Here is an 18,982-nt window from a genome sequence, read left to right on the forward strand (position 1 = left end):
CCATGCGCACCAGTCAATTTTTGCTCGCCACACAGAAAGAAACCCCTTCAGATGCAGTCGTGGTCAGCCATCAGCTGATGCTGCGTGCTGGCATGATCCGCAAGCTGGCTTCCGGCCTCTACACCTGGCTGCCCATGGGCCTGCGCGTATTGCGCAAGGTAGAAGCCATCGTTCGTGAAGAAATGGACGCTGCCGGCGCACTCGAAATACTGATGCCGGGTATCCAGCCCGCAGAACTGTGGCAGGAATCCGGTCGCTGGGAGCAATACGGCCCCGAGCTGATGCGCCTGGTAGATCGCCACAACCGTGATTTCTGCCTGGGCCCGACCCACGAAGAGGTCATTACCGATCTGGCACGCAACGAGCTCAACAGCTACAAGCAGTTGCCGATCAACATGTACCAGATCCAGACCAAGTTCCGCGACGAGATCCGCCCACGCTTCGGCTTGATGCGCGGTCGCGAATTCGTCATGAAGGACGCCTATTCGTTCCACGCCGATCATGCTTCGCTGCAGGAAACCTACGACCGCATGCATCTGGCCTACAGCAACGTATTCACCCGTCTGGGCCTGAAGTTCCGCCCTGTCGAGGCCGATAACGGCTCCATCGGCGGCGCTGGCTCCCACGAATTCCACGTGCTGGCAGACTCCGGTGAAGACGACATCGTCTTCAGCAATGGCTCCGATTACGCAGCCAACATCGAGAAGGCCGAAGCAATACCACGCGAGAAGTCCCGCGGTGCTGCAACTGAAGAGCTGCGACTGGTCGACACCCCGGATGCAAAGACCATCGCGCAACTGGTCGAAGGCTTCAACCTGCCAATCGAAAAGACCGTCAAGACACTGGTCGTCCACGCTGCCGAAGAAGGCAAGCTGGTCGCGCTGATCATTCGTGGCGACCACGAACTCAACGAGATCAAGGCCGCCAACCTGGAACAGGTCGCCAGCCCGCTGGTGATGGCATCCGAAGCCGAACTGCGTGACGCCATCGGCGCAGGCGCAGGCTCCCTGGGCCCACTGAATCTGCCACTGCCCTGCATCATCGACCGCTCTGTCGAGCTGATGAGCGACTTTGCCGTTGGCGCCAACATCGACGACAAGCACTACTTTGGCGTCAACTGGGAACGCGACCTGCCTGTACCTGCCGTTGCCGACCTGCGCAACGTTGTCGCCGGCGACCCGAGCCCGGACGGCAAAGGCACGCTTGAAATCAAGCGCGGCATTGAAGTCGGCCATATCTTCCAGCTGGGCACCAAGTACAGCGAAGCGATGAAGTGCCAGGTACTGGGCGAAAACGGCAAGCCAGTCAACCTGACCATGGGTTGCTACGGTATCGGCGTTTCCCGCGTTGTCGCAGCTGCCATCGAGCAGAACAGCGATGAAAACGGGATCATCTGGAACGACACCCTGACGCCTTTCCATATTGCACTGGTTCCATTGCGCTATGAGACGGAAGCCGTTCGTGAAGCGACAGACAAGCTGTATGCCGAGCTGACCGCCGCGGGCTTTGAAGTACTGCTCGATGACCGCGACAAGAAAACCAGCCCAGGCATCAAGTTCGCCGACATGGAGCTGATCGGTATTCCGCATCGCATCGTGGTCAGTGATCGTGGTCTGGCCGAAGGCAATCTGGAATACAAGAGCCGAATCGAGTCGCAACCACAAGCCATTGCGGTCGCCGACGTGCTGTCGTTCATCCAGGGCCGTGTGAAGCGCTGAGTCACAGGTGCGCCCGTTCATGCGGGCGCGCCACTCATCACATGCCCAATCCGCATCAAGAGATCCCATGTTCAGACGAAGCACCCTAAGCCTCGGCAGCGCCGTTCTATGCGGTACTTTCCTCGTCAGCGGTTGTGCCAATCAGTTGTCACAACGCAGCGAGCACGAAGAACGCATAGAGCGCAAACTGCTGGAACACACTCTGCAGATCGATATCGGCGAGCCCAAGACGCTTGAGCTGCCACAACGCCGGGTGCGGATTCACGAGCATAAGTCCTTTGAAGTCACTGACTTTGAAGTGACCCGTCATTACGACCGCTACACCCCCTATCAACCCTGGCGGGAAATCTACGAAATTCCGCTGGGAGCCGTTGCCGTGGTGGCTGGCATCGGCGCCAACGTGGTCAATGTCTTCGCTCTCGGCACACTGCCCGACAGCGTGACCAAAGACTGGATCAATTACGGCGTTGCCGGCCTCAATCCGTTCATGAACGCACCGTCCCATGGCCGGGCGCAGCAGAACCTGGCCAGCATCGATGAAGTCCAGAAGGACAAGAGAATCGAGAACTCCACCCTGCCCTGGAACGAACGCCCGGTCATGGTGAAGGCAGGCAACGAAACCCACGAGCTGAACACGGATCGCAATGGGGTTCTGCGCCTCAACCTGCTCGACAGCCCGTTTGCCGAACAGGATCTGAGCCGCGTCACTCGCCTGTACCTCAATATCGAGGATGATCAGGACAACGCGCATGCCAATGCCAGCCTGCCTATCAGCCAGTCACTGCGGGGCAAGCTGCTGGAAGCTCATGAGCTGATCTACGACGATCTGGAAGACGATGAAGTCAAACAGTGGGTCCATCGGGTCAAGCGTCTTTCGGAACTGGGCCTTGAAGAAGAAGCCAGCGAGCTGGAGCAGAGCCTGATCGAGCTGACACGCAACGATCCTCAACTGCAAAACGAGTTTCTCAAGTCCCTGGCCAAGGATGCTGGCCGCCTTGTGGCACCTGCCACAGACCCGGATAGCGAATGACGAACAGGCTCCTTGCAAGGAGCCTGCAACTATCAGGTAAACAGCTCCAACTGCTCATGAGCGCCGCGCAAATCATGCAGGCGCACACCGATCCCCAGCAATCGCACCGGCTTGGCGCCACGCGCAAAAGCCTGGGTCAGCAATTGCTCATAACTGCCCAGATCCCGCCCGGCTCCCGACTGCTCCAGTGTGGTCTGGGTAAAGTCATGGAACTTCACTTTGACGAACGGCTTGCCGGGACGATATTGACCGGCCATTCGCTCCATGCGTACGCCCAGGGTTTCCAGTAAGGCTGGCAATTTCTCCAGGCAACTGGCCAGATCGGGCAAATCCGTGTCGTAGGTATTTTCGACACTCACAGACTGGCGCCTGCTGTCATTCTGCACCGGACGATCATCGATCCCGAACGCCAGATTCCAGAGCCGCTCGCCAAAACTGCCGAACTCACGTACCAGCGCCAGCTTGCTCCAGCGACGCAAGTCCATACAACTGAGGATGCCCAGCCTCCCCAGCTTGTCAGCGGTTACCTTGCCGACACCGTGCAGCTTGCTGACCGGCAGCGAGGCGACAAAATCCTCGACCTGATCGGGCGTTATCACAAATAGCCCGTTGGGTTTCTTCCAGTCACTGGCGATCTTGGCCAGAAACTTGTTGGGTGCTACGCCAGCCGAAACCGTGATGTGCAACTGGTTCGAGACCCTGCGCCGGATATCCTGAGCGATACGAGTCGCACTACCGGAGAAATGGCTGGCATCGGACACATCCAGAAAAGCCTCGTCCAGCGATAGCGGTTCGATAAGGTCGGTGTAATCGCGAAAAATGCCCTGGATTTCCCGAGAAGCTTCTTTATAGGCATCCATGCGCGGCTTGACGATGTTCAGGTCCGGGCACAGCGTCAAAGCGTGACGCGAGGACATCGCCGAACGCACCCCATAAGCACGGGCTTCATAGTTGCAGGTCGCAATCACCCCTCTCTTGTCCGGCGACCCACCGACAGCCAGCGGCTTGCTGGCAAGGCTCGGGTCGTCTCGCATTTCGATGGCTGCATAAAAGCAGTCACAGTCGATATGGATGATTTTGCGCTGAGTCATGAAAGGCGATTTTGCAATCAATGGCCGTGCAGTATCGCATTGGTGTCAGGAAGTGACACTCATGATGCCAAATCAATGCATCGGAAAAGCGGCCCCACACTGGCACACAGAGCTTTCAGCCCGTCAGACAAGCCTCCATATCCGATGTACCGCAAGCCTTGCATCGCTAACCATTTGAAGAAAAAAGCATTTTTTGAAACTAATGATTGACAGCCATGCGTTCCCCTGTAGAATGCCGCCCTATCAGACGCGGGATGGAGCAGCCTGGTAGCTCGTCGGGCTCATAACCCGAAGGTCGTCGGTTCAAATCCGGCTCCCGCAACCATATGCAGTACCGTAAAAGGCCCGCCCACAAAGCGGGCCTTTTGCATTGCGGCATCAGTGTGTTTTGCAGTTAGCAAGCTAACGCCCGTTAACTGGCAGCAAACAGGATTAATTTTCGGGTTTTCTGCATTAAAGGTTGACACATCTGGATTCGGCTGTAGAATGCCGCCACACAGACGCGGGATGGAGCAGCCTGGTAGCTCGTCGGGCTCATAACCCGAAGGTCGTCGGTTCAAATCCGGCTCCCGCAACCAAACATCAAAAGAGGCTAATCGAAAGATTGGCCTTTTTTGTGCCTGATGAAAAAGCATGCGACCAACGATGCTAACTGTCTGACAAAAAAAGACTATTTCTCCCGCCCCCTGAAACCCTATCATCACGTACGTAACGTAATATTTCCGTGTCCGACAGTTTTTCTATGTGCTGCCGATAGAATCATTACGAGACGCTGTAGGAAAAATCGGCTACGGCACGCTTCAATGCGGCATGACACAACGTAGTCATTTTTGTTACATACGCCTAAGCTGAATCAAAGCTGAACGGCACCCGCTCAAGCCATTCGCAGTTCGCCCATGAGACGTTGACGCGATAACATCTCGAAATATTTTTTGCGTAGGGATTGGTAACTTGGCTGCATACCTCCATCCTGTCGCGCACGATCCAAGGAGTGATTGATGCGCGACAACCCGTCAGATACCAACGAAGCAGTTGCTGCAAATAGTTCGATAAAAACTGTCCGCTTCCGCTGGCTGGAACTGCTCAGCAAGTACCGACAACCCATAGGGTTGGCAGTCATGCTGATACTGTTCGGCATGGCCTTGATCGCCTGTCGCCACATGCTGATCGAGATGGACTTCTTTGCTCTGCGCGACTCGCTGTTCGCAGTGCCCCTGCCCTCTTTGGGCGGCGCTCTGCTGGCTGCTGTAATCGGCTTCGTCATTCTGATGGGCTACGAGCTGTCCGCCAGCCGCTATGCAAACGTCAACCTGCCGACCCGCACCTTGTTACTCGGCGGCTTTACCTCATTTGCAATTGGCAATGCCGTAGGCCTGTCAATGCTCTCGGGCGGCTCGGTACGTTACCGGCTGTATTCTCGCCATGGCATCGGAGCGATGGAAATCGCCCGCATGACCCTGTTCGCCAGCCTGTCGCTGGGCTGCGCCTTGCCTCCCCTGGCGGCAGTAGCGACCCTGAGCAACTTGTCCGGCGCTTCCCTGGCACTGAAACTTCCAACCGATGTACTGGCAGTTATCGCTACCGCAGTCCTGGTCGGTAGCGTCTTGCTGGCGATTGCGGTCTATCGCCGTCGCCTGCCGGAACAGACCATCCCGCACAATATTCTGGTCAGAGCCGGCCGACGCACCTTGCGTCTTCCAGACCTGCGCCTGACGCTGATCCAACTGGTCATTACCGCTCTGGACGTGGTCGCCGCAGCAATGGTGCTTTACCTGCTGCTGCCGTCAGCACCGCCACTGGGCGCTTTCATACTCATTTACCTGCTGGCCCTGGCCGCAGGCGTACTGAGCCATGTACCGGGCGGCGTAGGGGTTTTCGAGGCGATTCTACTGGCAGCTTTCGCCAACGAACTGGGCGCCGCGCCATTGGCAGCGGCCTTGCTGCTGTATCGCCTGATTTATGTGGTGCTGCCTCTGCTGCTGGCCTGCCTGACACTACTGTTTACCGAAGCCCAGCGCCTGCTGCCCACCCGCCAGGCCATGCGCGTAGCTTCGGGGCTGGCCGCACCGATCCTGGCGCTGCTGGTGTTCCTGTCCGGTGTGGTCTTGCTGTTCTCAGGTGCCACACCGGAAATCGACACCCGCCTGGAAAACGTCGGCTTCATGATTCCACATCGCCTGATCAATGCCTCGCACTTTGGCGCCAGCCTGGTAGGCGTGCTTTGCCTGTTATTGGCCCAAGGCCTGCGGCGGCGATTGTCGGCGGCGTGGATGCTGACGGTCATTCTGCTGCTTGTGGGCGCAGTCCTGTCGATGCTCAAGGGCTTCGACTGGGAGGAAGCAAGCCTGCTGCTGCTGACGGCAGGCCTTCTGGCCACCTTCCGCCGTTCGTTCTATCGCCCAAGCCGTCTGCTTGAGCTGCCCTTCTCGCCGCTTTACCTGATTGCCAGCGCCTGCGTTGTAGGGGCATCGATCTGGTTGCTGCTGTTTGCCTATCAAGACGTACCTTATAGTCACCAGCTCTGGTGGCAATTCACCCTCGACGCCGATGCGCCACGGGGCCTGCGCTCCGCACTGGGCAGCGCGGTGCTGCTGGTGGTGGTTTCCCTGACCTGGCTGCTGCGCACGGCACGTCCGGTCATCAAGTTGCCGAACGCCGCAGAGCTGGACAAAGCCGCTGCAATCCTCAAGGCCTCCAGCCAGCCCGACGGCGGGCTGGTCCTGACCGGTGACAAGGCGATTCTGTTCCACCCGAACGACAACGCCTTCCTGATGTATTCCCATCGCGGACGCAGCCTTGTTGCGCTGTATGACCCGATCGGTCCGACCCAGCAACGCGCCGAACTGATCTGGCAATTCCGTGACCTGTGCGACGTCCACCACGCCCGCCCAGTGTTCTATCAGGTACGTGCAGAAAACCTGCCGTACTACATGGACATCGGCCTGACAGCGATCAAGCTGGGCGAGGAAGCTCGGGTAGACCTGCGGCGTTTCGATATCGACGCCAAGGGCAAGGAGATGAAGGACCTGCGCTACACCTGGAACCGGGGTGGTCGCGATGGCCTGTCGCTGGAGATCCACGAAGCAGGCCAGGCGCCGCTGGATGAACTCAAAGCCATTTCCGATGCCTGGCTGACCGGCAAGAATGTCCGCGAAAAAGGCTTCTCTCTTGGCCGTTTCAGCCCTGAGTACCTGAAGTATTTCCGCATTGCCATCATCCACTTCGAGGGTAAGCCGGTGGCTTTTGCCAACCTGCTGGAAACCAACAGCCTCGAACTCGCCAGCCTGGACCTGATGCGCTCGCACCCGGATGCACCGAAGCTGACCATGGAATTCATGATGGTCGGCCTGATCCTGCATTACAAACAGCAAGGCTATGCACGCTTCAGCCTGGGCATGGTGCCGTTGTCAGGCCTGCAGCCACGACGCGGTGCGCCTTTGACACAGCGTCTGGGGTCAATGGTGTTCCGCCGCGGCGAACAGCTTTACAACTTCCAGGGCCTGCGCCGCTTCAAGGACAAGTTCCAACCGGACTGGGAACCTCGCTATATGGCCGTGCCTGCCGGACTCGATCCGCTCGTGGCACTGGCTGACACCGCCGCCCTGATTGCGGGCGGCCTGACTGGATTGGTGAAACGCTGATGATTCGACGCTTTTCGCGCTATTTGCTCGCTGCCCTGGGTGTTGTGCTTCTGGTAGCACTCGGACTCTGGTTATGGAATCGCCCCGCTCCACCTGCCAGCCTTGAACGCCTGAGCCTTGACGATGGCACGCCACTGATCAGCGTGACACCGGCGACCAAGGTCAAGACCCGGATAGCCCTTGCCGTTACCGCCGAAGAGCTGTTGAGCGACAAACAACTTCTGGCTATCAGCAAGGACGCCTCGGCGCGTATCGTCCAGGTGGTCCTGCCAAAGGATGACTGCGTTCTGCAACAGAAGACCTTTCAGGCCGCTCTGCAAAAACTCGATGGTGCGCCTCTGGTCGTAGGCGGCATTGGCCCGGGCGCCACCCTGGCATGGCGCTGGCTGGCCGAACAGAAGGATGACAAGGCCCAGGCCATTTCGGTCGGTTTTGCCCTGGAGCATGTTTCCAACCCTCCTCCGGTGGTGGAGCAGGATGAAACCCCGCCACAGATCTGCGATGTTCCACTGCCGCAAAAGGCGCCACACGGTCACTGGCTGGCCGCCTGGAACGACGCCCCGGACGATCCGAGCGCCGCTTTCGTACGCGATCAGACGAACGCCGAAACCAGCATCAGCGATTACGACATCTCCCTGCCTCAAGTGCTCAACACCGAGCTTCGCCACCTGCTGCTCGGTGAAAACGACGCAGGCGGCCTGGGCATCCCGACGGTTGAAGTGCCTGTGGCCGCCAACCAGAGCGCCGACACCGTGACCCTGTTCATGTCCGGCGACGGCGGCTGGCGCGATCTGGACAAGGTCGTGGCGGGCGATATGGCGAAGATGGGTTATCCGGTGGTCGGCATTGATGTGCTGCGCTACTACTGGGAACACAAGACCCCGGAACAGACCGCCATCGACCTCACCGACCTGATGAATCACTACCGTCAGAAATGGGGTACCAAGCGCTTCATTCTGGCCGGTTACTCCTTTGGAGCCGATGTCATGCCTGCGGTCTATAACCGCTTGGCACCGGAAGATCAGAACCGCATCGACGGGATCATTCTGCTGGCCTTCGCACGCTCCGGCAGCTTCGAGATTCACGTAGACGGCTGGCTCGGCAATGCAGGCAAGGAAGCGACTACAGGCCAGGAAATGGCCAAGCTGCCAGCTTCCAAAGTGCTGTGCGTCTATGGCCTGGAAGAGAAGAAAACCAGCGGCTGTACCGATACCACCGCGGTCGGTGAAGTGATCGAACTACCGGGCGGCCATCACTTCGATGAAAACTACCCGGCACTGGCCAAGCGCCTGATCAATGCGATCAACAAGTGGCAAGGCAAGCCTGCCGCTCAATAAGCACTGATCTGTAGAAATGAAAAATCCCGGCACCGCGAGGTGACCGGGATTTTTTGTACGCCAGGAGAAACGCTACATCTCGACCTGGGTTCCCAGTTCGATCACCCGGTTATAGGGCAGCTTGAAGAAGCGCAGGTTGCCGTTGGCGTTCTTGAGCATGAAAGCGAACAGCGCTTCACGCCAGCGCGCCATGCCCACCATCTTGGAAGGAATGACTGTTTCACGACTGAGGAAGTAAGTGGTGCGCATCGGGCTGAAATCCAGATCATCCAGATGACACAGCGTCAGCGCAGCCGGGACATCCGGCTCGTCGATGAAACCGAAGTGCAGGATCACCCTGTAGAAACCTTCTCCGTAACACTCGACCTCGAAACGCTCATGGGATGGCACACGCGGCCGGTCCTCATAAACCACTGTCAGCAATACCACCTGCTCATGCAGCACCTGGTTGTGCAACATGTTATGCAGCAGCGCATGAGGCACAGCGTCGCTGCGTGCGGTCAGGAACACGGCGGTGCCCTGAACCCGGTGAGGCGGCTGCACGCGAATGCTGCCAATGAAGATCGGCAATGGCAGGCCACCTTCATCGATACGGTCGGCCAGCAACTGTTTGCCACGCTTCCAGGTCGTCATCAGGATGAACAGCGCCGCGCCCGCCAGCACCGGGAAAGCACCGCCCTGCACGACCTTCGGCACGTTGGCGGCAAAGAACAGACCATCCACCAGCAGCAGCCCCAGCAGCAAGGGGACCGCCAGCACCGCCGGCCACTTCCATAGCAGAAGCATTACCGACGACACCAGAATCGTGGTGCAGAGCATGGTGCCAGTCACGGCAACGCCATAAGCCGAAGCCAGCGCGCCGGAAGACTCGAAGCCGATCACCAGCATGACAACGCCCACCATCAACGCCCAGTTCACGGCACCGATGTAGATCTGGCCTTGCGCATCACTGGAGGTGTGCTGGATATACATGCGCGGTATGTAGCCCAGTTGAATCGCCTGCAAGGTCATGGAGAACGCACCGGAGATGACCGCCTGGGAAGCAATGACTGTCGCCAGTGTCGACAGGCCGATCAGCGGCAACAGCGCCCAGCCCGGCGCCAGCAGGTAGAACGGGTTACGCACTGCTTCGGGGTTTTCCAGCACCAATGCGCCCTGCCCGAAGTAGTTAAGGAGCAGCGCTGGCAACACCAGAATGAACCAGGCCCTTGAGATAGGCTTGCGCCCGAAGTGCCCCATGTCGGCGTACAGCGCTTCGGCACCGGTCAGCGCCAGCACGACCGCACCGAGAATCGCGACACCGATTCCGGGATGCAGGATGAAGAAACGGATCGCCCACATCGGGTTCACCGCATTCAGCACCTCAGGCGAATGCATGATGCCATAGACACCCAGCGCGCCCAGCACCACGAACCAGGTGACCATTACCGGACCGAACAGCACACCGATACGGGCCGTACCGTGCTTCTGGATCAGGAACAGGCCAACCAGCACAATCAGCGCCATCGGCACGATCCAGTGCTCAAGCCCGTCAAAGGCAAGCTCCAGCCCTTCCATCGCTGAAAGCACCGAAACAGCGGGGGTAATCATGCTGTCGCCATAAAACAGAGCGGCACCAAACAGCCCGAAAACCACCATCAGCATCTGCAACCTGGGGTATTTGGTCGTCGCACGCCTGGCCAGTGCCGTCAGGGCCATGATCCCGCCCTCGCCCTGGTTGTCGGCGCGCAGGATAAAGGCCATGTACTTGAACGACACCACCCAGATCAGCGACCAGAAAATCAGCGACAGGATGCCAAGTATCGCGTCATGGGTGACTTCAACCCCATACCCTCCGTGAAACACTTCCTTGAGCGTATACAGCGGGCTCGTACCGATATCCCCATACACCACGCCCACGGCCGCGATCAGCAAACCCAGAGGTTTTGCAGTGCTTCCAGTCTCAGCATGACTGCTTGCTTGACTCATCCAATACTCCTGAAACCAGACTTGAGGTTCAAAGCACTTTGAACTTCACACCACGTAACAATTCAGATCGCACCAATTATTGACATGCGTTGGCGCAACGCCGCGAAGCATAGCGCAGCACTCGTCGTAATTCTCTGTTTAACACTGGTCATCGCACTCACTCATCGCCAGGGCTGCGCTTTTTTGACCAGACACACAGCACGCGCCCAACTGGCACTTGCGCCTATTGAGCAGCACCTTTTGCCTATCGCCACAACACCTGAGGCCCCTGATCAGGTTGCTCATATTTGAGCAACGGCCTAGAATTCAGCTACGCCAATGACGCACCCAAGGGATTGCATGATCTTCATCGAAACGCCGATATTTACCTCGGACCTGAAAGAGCATTTGAACGATGAAGAATACAGAGCACTTCAGCAGCATCTAGCTCAGCAACCGGATACCGGTGCCCTTATCGAGGACACTGGAGGTTTGAGAAAAATCCGCTGGGGCGCGCATGGCAAAGGTAAGAGCGGTGGAGTACGAGTGATCTACTATCACCTGATCTCCGCAAGCCAGATACGACTGATATTGATCTATCGGAAAGGGATCATGGATACCTTGACCGATAAACAGAAGGCTCAGCTTCGAGCACTCAACAAAGGGTGGAAATGATGGAAAAGGATCTCTTCAATCGTCTTGTGGAAAGCATGACTCAAATGGATGAGATTGATCGTGGTGAGCGTCAGCCATCGCGTGAATTCCACATTGATGCGCTTCAGGTCAAAAAGATCCGTCAGGCAACGGGGCTCTCTCAGGCCTCCTTCGCCAAGCGCATTGATGTTGCAGTTGGAACTCTACGCAACTGGGAACAGGGTCGCCGTGAGCCTGAAGGTCCGGCTCGTGCGCTACTGCGTGCGATACACAACGATCCTGAACACGTGCTTGCCGCATTGAGCTGATATTTTCAGCGTGCAACGGCGCGCAGCACTCGTCGTAATTCTCTGTTTAACACTGGTCATCGCACTCACTCATCGCTAGAATTGCGCACTTTTTGATCAGAGGCGCACCAAGCGCCCAACCGGTGCCCGCGTATTGAGCCAGGCACCCTTCACGCCGAGGTTTGCCATGTCCACCGTCACCACGCCGTCCGCCCCCAAGGTAGGCTTCGTTTCCCTGGGTTGCCCGAAAGCCCTGGTCGATTCCGAGCGCATCCTGACCCAACTGCGCATGGAAGGTTACGAAGTCGTTCCGACCTATCAGGATGCGGACGTCGTTGTCGTCAACACCTGCGGTTTCATCGATACCGCCAAGGCTGAATCGCTGGAAGTGATTGGCGAAGCCATTGCCGAAAACGGCAAGGTGATCGTGACCGGCTGCATGGGCGTTGACGAAAACGTTATCCGTAACGTACACCCGAGCGTGCTGTCGGTCACCGGGCCGCAGCAGTACGAGCAAGTGGTCAATGCGGTACACGAAGTCGTGCCACCGAAGCTGGACCACAACCCGCTGATCGATCTGGTACCGCCACAAGGCATCAAGCTGACGCCACGTCACTATGCCTATCTGAAGATTTCCGAAGGCTGCAACCACAGTTGCAGCTTCTGCATCATCCCGTCGATGCGCGGCAAGCTGGTCAGCCGTCCGGTAGGCGATGTGCTCGATGAAGCCCAGCGTCTGGTCAAATCCGGCGTGAAAGAGCTGCTGGTGATTTCCCAGGACACCAGCGCCTACGGTGTCGACATCAAGTACCGCACCGGCTTCTGGAACGGTCAGCCGGTCAAGACCCGCATGACCGAACTGTGTCAGGCTCTCAGTTCGCTGGGCGTCTGGGTTCGCTTGCACTATGTCTATCCGTACCCGCACGTCGATGAGCTGATCCCGCTGATGGCCGCAGGGAAAATCCTGCCGTACCTGGATATTCCGTTCCAGCACGCCAGCCCCAAGGTGCTCAAGAACATGAAGCGCCCGGCCTTTGAAGACAAGACTCTGGCGCGTATCAAGAACTGGCGCGAACAGTGCCCGGACCTGATCATCCGCTCCACCTTCATCGTCGGCTTCCCGGGCGAAACAGAAGAAGACTTCCAGTATCTGCTGGACTGGCTGACCGAAGCCCAGCTCGACCGCGTCGGCTGCTTCCAGTACTCGCCGGTCGAAGGCGCGCCAGCCAACCTGCTGGATGCCGAGATCGTGCCGGACGACGTCAAGCAGGATCGCTGGGATCGCTTCATGGCCCATCAACAGGCCATCAGCGCCGCCCGTCTGCAGATGAAGATCGGCAAGGAAATCGAAGTTCTGATCGATGAAGTCGACGAACGCGGTGCCGTGGGTCGTTGCTTCTTCGACGCACCGGAAATCGACGGCAACGTCTATATCGGCCTCGAAGACGACAGCCCGGTCAAACCCGGCGACAAGATCATGTGCCGCGTGACCGATGCGGACGAATACGATCTGTGGGCAGAAATCATCGACTGAGGTCGAAGTTAAAGCCAGATCAGCCCCGCCCTTGAAAACGGCGGGGCTTTTTTATCTGCCTGGGTTGTCTACTCATGCACATCACGCAAAAGAGCCCATCGAAATGGACCTGTACACGCCAGACCAAAACGATTTTCAAGAACTGGCCAATCTCTGGGAACGCTCGGTACGTGCGACCCACGACTTCCTGCCGGATACTTACATCGCCACGCTCAAGGACCTGCTGTTCACGCATTATCTGGGTTCGGTCACCCTGTTCTGCACCCGCGATGAGCAACTGAACATCACCGGCTTCGCTGGCGTCAGCCGATACAAGCTGGAAATGCTGTTCATCGCACCCGAACAGCGTGGCCAGGGCCAGGGCAAGCAGCTACTCGAACACGCCATCGCGCATTTCCACATCAGCGAACTGGACGTCAACGAACAAAACCCGCAGGCCCTGGGGTTTTATCTCAAGCATGGTTTCGAGATCATCCACCGCAGCGAACTCGACGGGCTGGGGCATCCTTATCCGATCCTGAGAATGCGACTGCCATCTCGCGAATGAATTCGCGCCCTGATGCTGATCAGTCAAGGTCATGAATTACTTTGTGGGAGGCAGCTTGCTGGCGACTTCACCTTGACTGATCGGCATTGCCCCTGCACCCGATGGTGTGAACCCGTTAATTATTCGCACCGATTATCAGGCGTGCGCAGGTACAATGGCGCCTTTCCCATCAGTAACGGCTTCTTTTCATGACAGACCCCATTCGCCTTTCCAAACGCCTTATCGAACTGGTCGGCTGCTCCCGTCGGGAGGCTGAACTGTATATCGAGGGCGGCTGGGTGACCGTGGATGGCGAGGTGGTCGAAGAGCCGCAATTCAAGGTAGGGAACCAGAAGGTCGAACTCAGCCCCGACGCCAGGGCCGAAACCCCTGAGGCAGTCACGATCATTCTGCACAAGCCCGCCTCGGCCAGTGTCGAAAGCGCCCTGCAACTGATTACTCCCGGCACCCTTTCCCAGGAACACAGCTTCGGCAAGCGCCCGCTCAAGGGCCACTTCCTGCGACTTGAAGCGATCTCGACCTTGCAAGCCAATGCCAGCGGCCTGATGGTGTTCAGCCAGGACTGGAAAATCCTGCGCAAGCTCACCGACGACCGCAGCAAGATAGAGCAGGAATATATCGTGGAAATCTCTGGCGAGATGGTTGCCCATGGCCTGAATCGCCTGAACCACGGCCTGACCTACAAAGGCAAGGAACTGCCCGCCGTCAAAGCCAGCTGGCAGAATGAGAACCGCCTGCGCTTTGCCATGAAAAACCCGCAACCCGGCATCATCGCCCAATTGTGCGAAGCCGTCGGCCTGAAGATCGTTTCGATCCGGCGCATCCGCATCGGTGGCGTCTCCATGGGCAAGTTGCCTGAAGGCCAGTGGCGCTACATGACCGCCAAGGAAAAATTCTAACCCTCCTTTTTGCAGCGCACGACACGACTCGTGCGCCGTTACAACGACTTACCAGGACTCACGCCTCATGATGAACAACGATGTACTGCGCAGCGTGCGCTATATGCTGGATATCAGTGACAGCAAGATTGTCGAAGTCACCCGGCTCACCGGCTTCGAGATCACTAAAAACGATGTGATCGCCTTTACCAAAAAGGAAGAGGAAGAAGGCTACCTCGATTGCAGCGATGAAATCATGGCGCACTTCCTCGATGGCCTGGTGATCTTCAAGCGCGGCAAGGACGACAGCCGTCCACCGCAACCCATTGAATTACCGATCACCAACAACATCGTCCTCAAGAAGCTGCGCGTCGCCTTCGAACTCAAGGAAGACGACATGCACGCCATCCTCAAATCCGTGAACTTCCCGGTATCCAAACCGGAACTCAGCGCCCTGTTTCGCAAGGTTGGCCACAACAACTACCGCGAATGCGGCGACCAGTTGCTGCGTAACTTCCTCAAGGGCCTGACCTTGCGCGTGCGCGGCTGATTCGTGACTTACAACGTCTCCCCTGTCGGGTTCGTGCGTTCCTGCTTCAAGGAAAAATTCGCGATCCCGCGCCAGCCACAACTGGCACCCGCCGCCCGTGGCTGCCTGGAGCTGGTTGCCCCTTTTGATCAGGGCGATGCGGTACAGGGGCTGGAACAGGTCAGTCATGTCTGGTTGCTGTTCCTGTTCCATCAGGCACTGGAAGACAAGCCACGGCTCAAGGTGCGTCCGCCACGCCTGGGCGGCAACCAATCCATGGGCGTGTTCGCCACACGTGCGACGCATCGCCCCAATGGTATCGGGCAATCGGTGGTCAGGCTGGACAAGGTCGAGGCTGGCAAGCTCTGGATCTCCGGCATCGATCTGCTGGACGGCACGCCGGTGCTGGATATCAAGCCCTACGTGCCTTACGCCGACGCCCTCGCGGATGCAACCAACCTCATCGCAAGCGCAGCACCGGAACTGATCCCCGTCCACTGGCAGGACAGCGCATTGGCGCAAGCCCGCCAACACGGGCAGCGTCTGGGCGAGCCTCTGGTCGAACTGATCGAACAATGCCTGGCCCAGGACCCGCGCCCGGCCTATCAGGTGCCTGCGCCGGAACGTCGCTATGGCGCGCAGTTCTGGGATATGGATGTGCGCTGGCACTACCCGCAACCGGGGCTGATCCGGGTGCTTGAGGTTGTTCCGGCAACAAATCCCGCCCAATAAAAAACCGCCTCGCTCATGAAGAGGGAGGCGGTTTTAATCAAACCGGCTTACTTCTCGACGAATGCACGCTCGATCAGGTAATCGCCTGGCTCACGCATACGCGGAGACACCGTCAGGCCGAAGCTGTTGAGCACTTCGCTGGTTTCATCGAGCATGCTCGGGCTGCCGCACAGCATGGCGCGGTCGTCCTGAGGATTGATCGGCGGCAGACCGATGTCGCTGAACAGCTTGCCGCTGCGCATCAGGTCGGTCAGGCGGCCTTCGTTCTCGAAAGGCTCACGAGTAACGGTTGGGTAGTAGATCAGTTTTTCGCGCAGCGCTTCACCGAAGAACTCGTTCTGCGGCAGGTGCTCGGTGATGAATTCGCGGTAGGCGACTTCGTTCACGTAACGTACGCCGTGGCACAGGATGACCTTCTCGAAACGCTCGTAGGTTTCCGGGTCCTGAATGACGCTCATGAACGGCGCCAGGCCAGTGCCGGTGCTCAGCAGGTACAGATGCTTGCCAGGCTTGAGGTCGTCCAGCACCAGAGTACCCGTAGGCTTCTTGCTGATGATGATCTCGTCGCCTTCCTTCAGGTGCTGCAACTGCGAGGTCAGCGGGCCATCAGGCACCTTGATGCTGAAGAATTCCAGATGCTCTTCCCAGTTAGGGCTGGCAATCGAATACGCACGCATGAGCGGGCGACCGTTAGGCTGCTGCAGACCGATCATCACGAATTGACCGTTCTCGAAACGCAGACCTGGGTCGCGGGTGCACTTGAAACTGAAGAGAGTGTCGTTCCAATGATGGACGCTGAGGACACGCTCGTGGTTCATGTTGCTCATGTACGTGGGAACTCCTGAAAAATTCGTCTGCGCTGGGCATAAGCGCTATTGCGCGACATTCTAGTGGCAGACACAATATCTGTTAAATTAATTATCAAGATATGGGTTATCGGTTATATAGATATGCGATTTACTCTCCGTCAGCTTCAAGTCTTCGTCGCCGTTGCCCAGCAGGAAAGCGTGTCCCGTGCGGCCGTCATGCTTTCGCTCTCGCAATCGGCAGCCAGCACCTCTATCACCGAACTGGAGCGTCAATCCAGTTGCCAGTTGTTCGATCGTGCCGGCAAGCGATTGAGCCTCAACGCGACCGGACGCCAGCTATTACCTCAGGCCGTTGCCCTGCTCGATCAGGCCAAGGAAATCGAAGACCTGCTCAATGGCAAGTCCGGCTTCGGCTCGCTGGCGGTCGGCGCCACGCTGACCATCGGCAATTATCTGGCGACCCTGCTGATCGGTGGTTTCATGCAGCGTCACCCGGAAAGCCAGGTCAAGCTGCATGTCCAGAACACAGCGCATATCGTGCAGCAGGTGGCGCATTACGAAATTGATCTGGGTCTGATCGAGGGTGATTGCAGCCATCCCGATATCGAAGTGCAGTCGTGGGTCGAAGATGAGCTGGTGGTGTTCTGCGCACCTCAGCATCCCCTGGCCAAACGGGGTCACGCCAGCCTGAAGGAACTGACTCATGAAGCCTGGATTCTGCGCGAGCAAGGCTCAGGTACACGCCTGACCTTCGATCAGGCCATGCGTCATCACCGTAACGGATTGAATGTGCGTCTTGAGCTGGAACACACCGAAGCCATCAAGCGGGCGGTGGAATCGGGGCTGGGCATCGGCTGTATTTCCCGGCTGGCCCTGCGCGATGCGTTTCGGCGTGGCAGCCTTGTGGCTCTGGATACGCCGGAGCTGGATCTGTCGCGGCAGTTCTACTTCATCTGGCACAAGCAGAAGTACCAGACCTCTGCCATGCGTGAGTTTCTTGAGCTGTGCCGCGCTTTTACCGCCGGGGTCCAGCGCAGCGACGAGATCGTGATACCGAGCCTTTATTGAATATTGCGGCGGGCTCAGCCCAACAGGATCAGCCCCCAGACCACCGCGATGATGGCCAGCGCGACAAGCTGCGCGGCGCTGCCCATATCCTTGGCATTCTTGGACAGGGGGTGCAGATCGAGAGAAATGCGGTCAATGGCCGCTTCAACCGCCGAGTTGAGCAATTCGACGATCAGTGCCAGCAGACATACGGCAATCAACAAGGCTTGCTCGGCCCTGCTGACGTTGACCACGAAAGACAACGGGATCAGCACGACATTGAGCAGCACCAGTTGACGGAAAGCCGCTTCGCCCTTGAAAGCAGCCGTCAGACCGTCAAGAGAATAACCAGCAGCATTGAGGATACGTTTCAGGCCAGTCTGGCCCTTGAAGGGTGAAGGCATGGATAGACTACTGTGTCGAAAAGATGAGGAAAGCTAAGGCAAGACAGGTCAAAAAAGCGTGAACCCGATTAATTGGCTGAAACAGACTCCAGCTGTTGCAGCAACAACGCAGCCTGGGTTCGTGTGCGGACCCCCAGCTTGCGGAAAATCGCCGTGACATGCGCCTTGATCGTTGCTTCAGAGACACTGAGCTCATAGGCGATCTGCTTGTTCAACAAGCCTTCACAGACCATGGTCAATACACGGAACTGCTGTGGCGTCAGGCTGGCAAGGCCGGCACTGGCCGCCTTGGCTTCATCCGACACACTGACCACTTCGTTGACTTGCGGCGGCCACCAGACATCGCCATCAAGAACAGTACGCACTGCCTGCTGAATGGTTTCCAGAGAGCTGGACTTGGGAATGAAGCCACTGGCGCCGAACTCACGGGAGCGCACCACGATTGAGGCTTCTTCCTGAGCGGAGATCATGACCACCGGGATTTGCGGATACTGACCCCGCAGCAATACCAGCCCGGAAAAACCGTAGGCCCCCGGCATGTTCAGATCCAGAAGGACAAGATCCCAGTCGGTCTTCTGCGCCAGATGAGATTCGATCTGGGCAATGCTCTCCGCCTCGACCAGCCGTGCATCAGGCCCAAGGCCAATGCTCAACGCCTGATGCAACGCGCTACGAAACAGCGGGTGATCATCGGCGATCAGGATGTCGTAGGTCATTTTTTGATCCTGTTTTTATAGTGCGAGCCGACAGGGCAGATTCACGCCAAGCCAACAAGTTCAGCGCTCAAGCGGCGCCAA

At 57.9% G+C, this 18,982-nt stretch carries 17 protein-coding genes and 2 tRNA genes; 14 read left to right on the top strand and 5 right to left on the bottom strand.

The genetic code is table 11. The features are described from left to right. Nucleotides 1-2: 2 nt before the first annotated feature. Both Q6A51_RS13445 and Q6A51_RS13450 read left to right on the top strand, forming a co-directional pair. A complete protein-coding gene (locus Q6A51_RS13445; protein ID WP_201003491.1) occupies nucleotides 3-1,718 on the top strand; it encodes a proline--tRNA ligase in 1,716 nt (571 codons plus the stop codon). 67 nt (nucleotides 1,719-1,785) lie between these two features. Beyond that, nucleotides 1,786-2,748 carry a hypothetical protein gene (locus tag Q6A51_RS13450; protein WP_201003493.1) on the top strand — a complete coding sequence of 321 codons (963 nt, stop codon included), beginning with the start codon at nucleotides 1,786-1,788 and terminating at the stop codon, nucleotides 2,746-2,748. A gap of 32 nt (nucleotides 2,749-2,780) precedes the next feature. On the opposite strand, the gene dinB is transcribed toward Q6A51_RS13450, so the two are convergent. Next, entirely contained in the window at nucleotides 2,781-3,839 is a 1,059-nt protein-coding gene (dinB, locus tag Q6A51_RS13455) for a DNA polymerase IV (RefSeq protein WP_304575004.1), read from the bottom strand. 248 nt (nucleotides 3,840-4,087) lie between these two features. Between dinB and Q6A51_RS13460 the strand changes: the two genes are divergently transcribed. From Q6A51_RS13460 to Q6A51_RS13475, 4 genes are all read left to right on the top strand, one after another. Next, nucleotides 4,088-4,164: transfer RNA gene (locus Q6A51_RS13460), tRNA-Met, on the top strand. A 176-nt stretch (nucleotides 4,165-4,340) separates the two neighbouring features. Next, nucleotides 4,341-4,417: transfer RNA gene (locus Q6A51_RS13465), tRNA-Met, on the top strand. Between the two features lie 420 nt (nucleotides 4,418-4,837). After that, the gene (mprF, locus tag Q6A51_RS13470; protein ID WP_304575005.1) at nucleotides 4,838-7,480 is read left to right on the top strand and encodes a bifunctional lysylphosphatidylglycerol flippase/synthetase MprF; all 2,643 of its coding nucleotides are present in this window, start codon (nucleotides 4,838-4,840) and stop codon (nucleotides 7,478-7,480) included. Next, nucleotides 7,480-8,817, top strand: a complete 1,338-nt coding sequence (locus Q6A51_RS13475) for a virulence factor family protein (RefSeq protein ID WP_201017862.1) — start codon at nucleotides 7,480-7,482, stop codon at nucleotides 8,815-8,817. Before mprF ends, Q6A51_RS13475 begins: the two co-directional genes overlap by 1 nt. A 72-nt stretch (nucleotides 8,818-8,889) precedes the next feature. Here Q6A51_RS13475 and Q6A51_RS13480 read toward each other — a convergent pair whose 3' ends face one another. Then, nucleotides 8,890-10,785: a potassium transporter Kup gene (locus Q6A51_RS13480; protein ID WP_201017863.1), complete on the bottom strand. Its 1,896-nt coding sequence runs from the start codon at nucleotides 10,783-10,785 to the stop codon at nucleotides 8,890-8,892. Nucleotides 10,786-11,124: 339 nt separating this feature from the next. Between Q6A51_RS13480 and Q6A51_RS13485 the strand changes: the two genes are divergently transcribed. The 7 genes from Q6A51_RS13485 (at nucleotide 11,125) to tsaA (ending at nucleotide 15,925) form a co-directional block, all read left to right on the top strand. Continuing rightward, the gene (locus Q6A51_RS13485) at nucleotides 11,125-11,439 is read left to right on the top strand and encodes a type II toxin-antitoxin system RelE/ParE family toxin (RefSeq protein WP_201017864.1); all 315 of its coding nucleotides are present in this window, start codon (nucleotides 11,125-11,127) and stop codon (nucleotides 11,437-11,439) included. Beyond that, nucleotides 11,439-11,726 (top strand): helix-turn-helix domain-containing protein, encoded by a 288-nt coding sequence (locus Q6A51_RS13490; RefSeq protein ID WP_201017865.1) that lies wholly within the window; start codon nucleotides 11,439-11,441, stop codon nucleotides 11,724-11,726. The genes Q6A51_RS13485 and Q6A51_RS13490 overlap by 1 nt, the downstream gene beginning before the upstream one ends. A gap of 166 nt (nucleotides 11,727-11,892) precedes the next feature. Beyond that, nucleotides 11,893-13,239 (top strand): 30S ribosomal protein S12 methylthiotransferase RimO, encoded by a 1,347-nt coding sequence (gene rimO, locus Q6A51_RS13495; RefSeq protein ID WP_201003507.1) that lies wholly within the window; start codon nucleotides 11,893-11,895, stop codon nucleotides 13,237-13,239. Between the two features lie 103 nt (nucleotides 13,240-13,342). Next, nucleotides 13,343-13,786, top strand: coding sequence for a GNAT family N-acetyltransferase (locus tag Q6A51_RS13500; protein ID WP_201017866.1), 444 nt, complete (start codon nucleotides 13,343-13,345; stop codon nucleotides 13,784-13,786). Nucleotides 13,787-13,974: 188 nt separating this feature from the next. After that, a complete protein-coding gene (locus Q6A51_RS13505; protein WP_201017867.1) occupies nucleotides 13,975-14,685 on the top strand; it encodes an rRNA pseudouridine synthase in 711 nt (236 codons plus the stop codon). A gap of 67 nt (nucleotides 14,686-14,752) precedes the next feature. Next, the gene (locus Q6A51_RS13510) at nucleotides 14,753-15,214 is read left to right on the top strand and encodes a YehS family protein (protein ID WP_201017868.1); all 462 of its coding nucleotides are present in this window, start codon (nucleotides 14,753-14,755) and stop codon (nucleotides 15,212-15,214) included. 3 nt (nucleotides 15,215-15,217) lie between these two features. Beyond that, complete coding sequence (gene tsaA, locus Q6A51_RS13515; protein WP_201017869.1) at nucleotides 15,218-15,925, top strand: tRNA (N6-threonylcarbamoyladenosine(37)-N6)-methyltransferase TrmO; 708 nt, start codon at nucleotides 15,218-15,220, stop codon at nucleotides 15,923-15,925. Between the two features lie 47 nt (nucleotides 15,926-15,972). On the opposite strand, the gene fpr is transcribed toward tsaA, so the two are convergent. After that, entirely contained in the window at nucleotides 15,973-16,752 is a 780-nt protein-coding gene (gene fpr / locus Q6A51_RS13520; protein WP_007923929.1) for a ferredoxin-NADP reductase, read from the bottom strand. Nucleotides 16,753-16,875: 123 nt separating this feature from the next. Here fpr and Q6A51_RS13525 point away from each other — a divergent pair, with 123 nt between their 5' ends. Then, nucleotides 16,876-17,802 carry a LysR family transcriptional regulator gene (locus Q6A51_RS13525; protein ID WP_201003517.1) on the top strand — a complete coding sequence of 309 codons (927 nt, stop codon included), beginning with the start codon at nucleotides 16,876-16,878 and terminating at the stop codon, nucleotides 17,800-17,802. 14 nt (nucleotides 17,803-17,816) lie between these two features. On the opposite strand, the gene Q6A51_RS13530 is transcribed toward Q6A51_RS13525, so the two are convergent. Then, nucleotides 17,817-18,185, bottom strand: a complete 369-nt coding sequence (locus Q6A51_RS13530; protein ID WP_201017870.1) for a diacylglycerol kinase — start codon at nucleotides 18,183-18,185, stop codon at nucleotides 17,817-17,819. Between the two features lie 68 nt (nucleotides 18,186-18,253). After that, a complete protein-coding gene (gene erdR / locus Q6A51_RS13535) occupies nucleotides 18,254-18,901 on the bottom strand; it encodes a response regulator transcription factor ErdR (protein WP_201003521.1) in 648 nt (215 codons plus the stop codon). Nucleotides 18,902-18,982 lie beyond the last annotated feature (81 nt).

Origin of the sequence: Pseudomonas serbiensis (assembly GCF_030580745.1) — a bacterium.
Lineage (GTDB): Bacteria > Pseudomonadota > Gammaproteobacteria > Pseudomonadales > Pseudomonadaceae > Aquipseudomonas > Aquipseudomonas serbiensis.

What these genes read in the sequence shown, in the direction of transcription:
- Q6A51_RS13445 (WP_201003491.1), top strand. Translation starts at nt 3, where the DNA reads ATGCGCACCAGTCAATTTTTGCTCGCCACACAGAAAGAAACCCCTTCA.
- Q6A51_RS13450 (WP_201003493.1), top strand. Translation starts at nt 1,786, where the DNA reads ATGTTCAGACGAAGCACCCTAAGCCTCGGCAGCGCCGTTCTATGCGGT.
- dinB (WP_304575004.1), bottom strand. Translation starts at nt 3,839, where the DNA reads ATGACTCAGCGCAAAATCATCCATATCGACTGTGACTGCTTTTATGCA.
- mprF (WP_304575005.1), top strand. Translation starts at nt 4,838, where the DNA reads ATGCGCGACAACCCGTCAGATACCAACGAAGCAGTTGCTGCAAATAGT.
- Q6A51_RS13475 (WP_201017862.1), top strand. Translation starts at nt 7,480, where the DNA reads ATGATTCGACGCTTTTCGCGCTATTTGCTCGCTGCCCTGGGTGTTGTG.
- Q6A51_RS13480 (WP_201017863.1), bottom strand. Translation starts at nt 10,785, where the DNA reads ATGAGTCAAGCAAGCAGTCATGCTGAGACTGGAAGCACTGCAAAACCT.
- Q6A51_RS13485 (WP_201017864.1), top strand. Translation starts at nt 11,125, where the DNA reads ATGATCTTCATCGAAACGCCGATATTTACCTCGGACCTGAAAGAGCAT.
- Q6A51_RS13490 (WP_201017865.1), top strand. Translation starts at nt 11,439, where the DNA reads ATGGAAAAGGATCTCTTCAATCGTCTTGTGGAAAGCATGACTCAAATG.
- rimO (WP_201003507.1), top strand. Translation starts at nt 11,893, where the DNA reads ATGTCCACCGTCACCACGCCGTCCGCCCCCAAGGTAGGCTTCGTTTCC.
- Q6A51_RS13500 (WP_201017866.1), top strand. Translation starts at nt 13,343, where the DNA reads ATGGACCTGTACACGCCAGACCAAAACGATTTTCAAGAACTGGCCAAT.
- Q6A51_RS13505 (WP_201017867.1), top strand. Translation starts at nt 13,975, where the DNA reads ATGACAGACCCCATTCGCCTTTCCAAACGCCTTATCGAACTGGTCGGC.
- Q6A51_RS13510 (WP_201017868.1), top strand. Translation starts at nt 14,753, where the DNA reads ATGATGAACAACGATGTACTGCGCAGCGTGCGCTATATGCTGGATATC.
- fpr (WP_007923929.1), bottom strand. Translation starts at nt 16,752, where the DNA reads ATGAGCAACATGAACCACGAGCGTGTCCTCAGCGTCCATCATTGGAAC.
- Q6A51_RS13525 (WP_201003517.1), top strand. Translation starts at nt 16,876, where the DNA reads ATGCGATTTACTCTCCGTCAGCTTCAAGTCTTCGTCGCCGTTGCCCAG.
- Q6A51_RS13530 (WP_201017870.1), bottom strand. Translation starts at nt 18,185, where the DNA reads ATGCCTTCACCCTTCAAGGGCCAGACTGGCCTGAAACGTATCCTCAAT.
- erdR (WP_201003521.1), bottom strand. Translation starts at nt 18,901, where the DNA reads ATGACCTACGACATCCTGATCGCCGATGATCACCCGCTGTTTCGTAGC.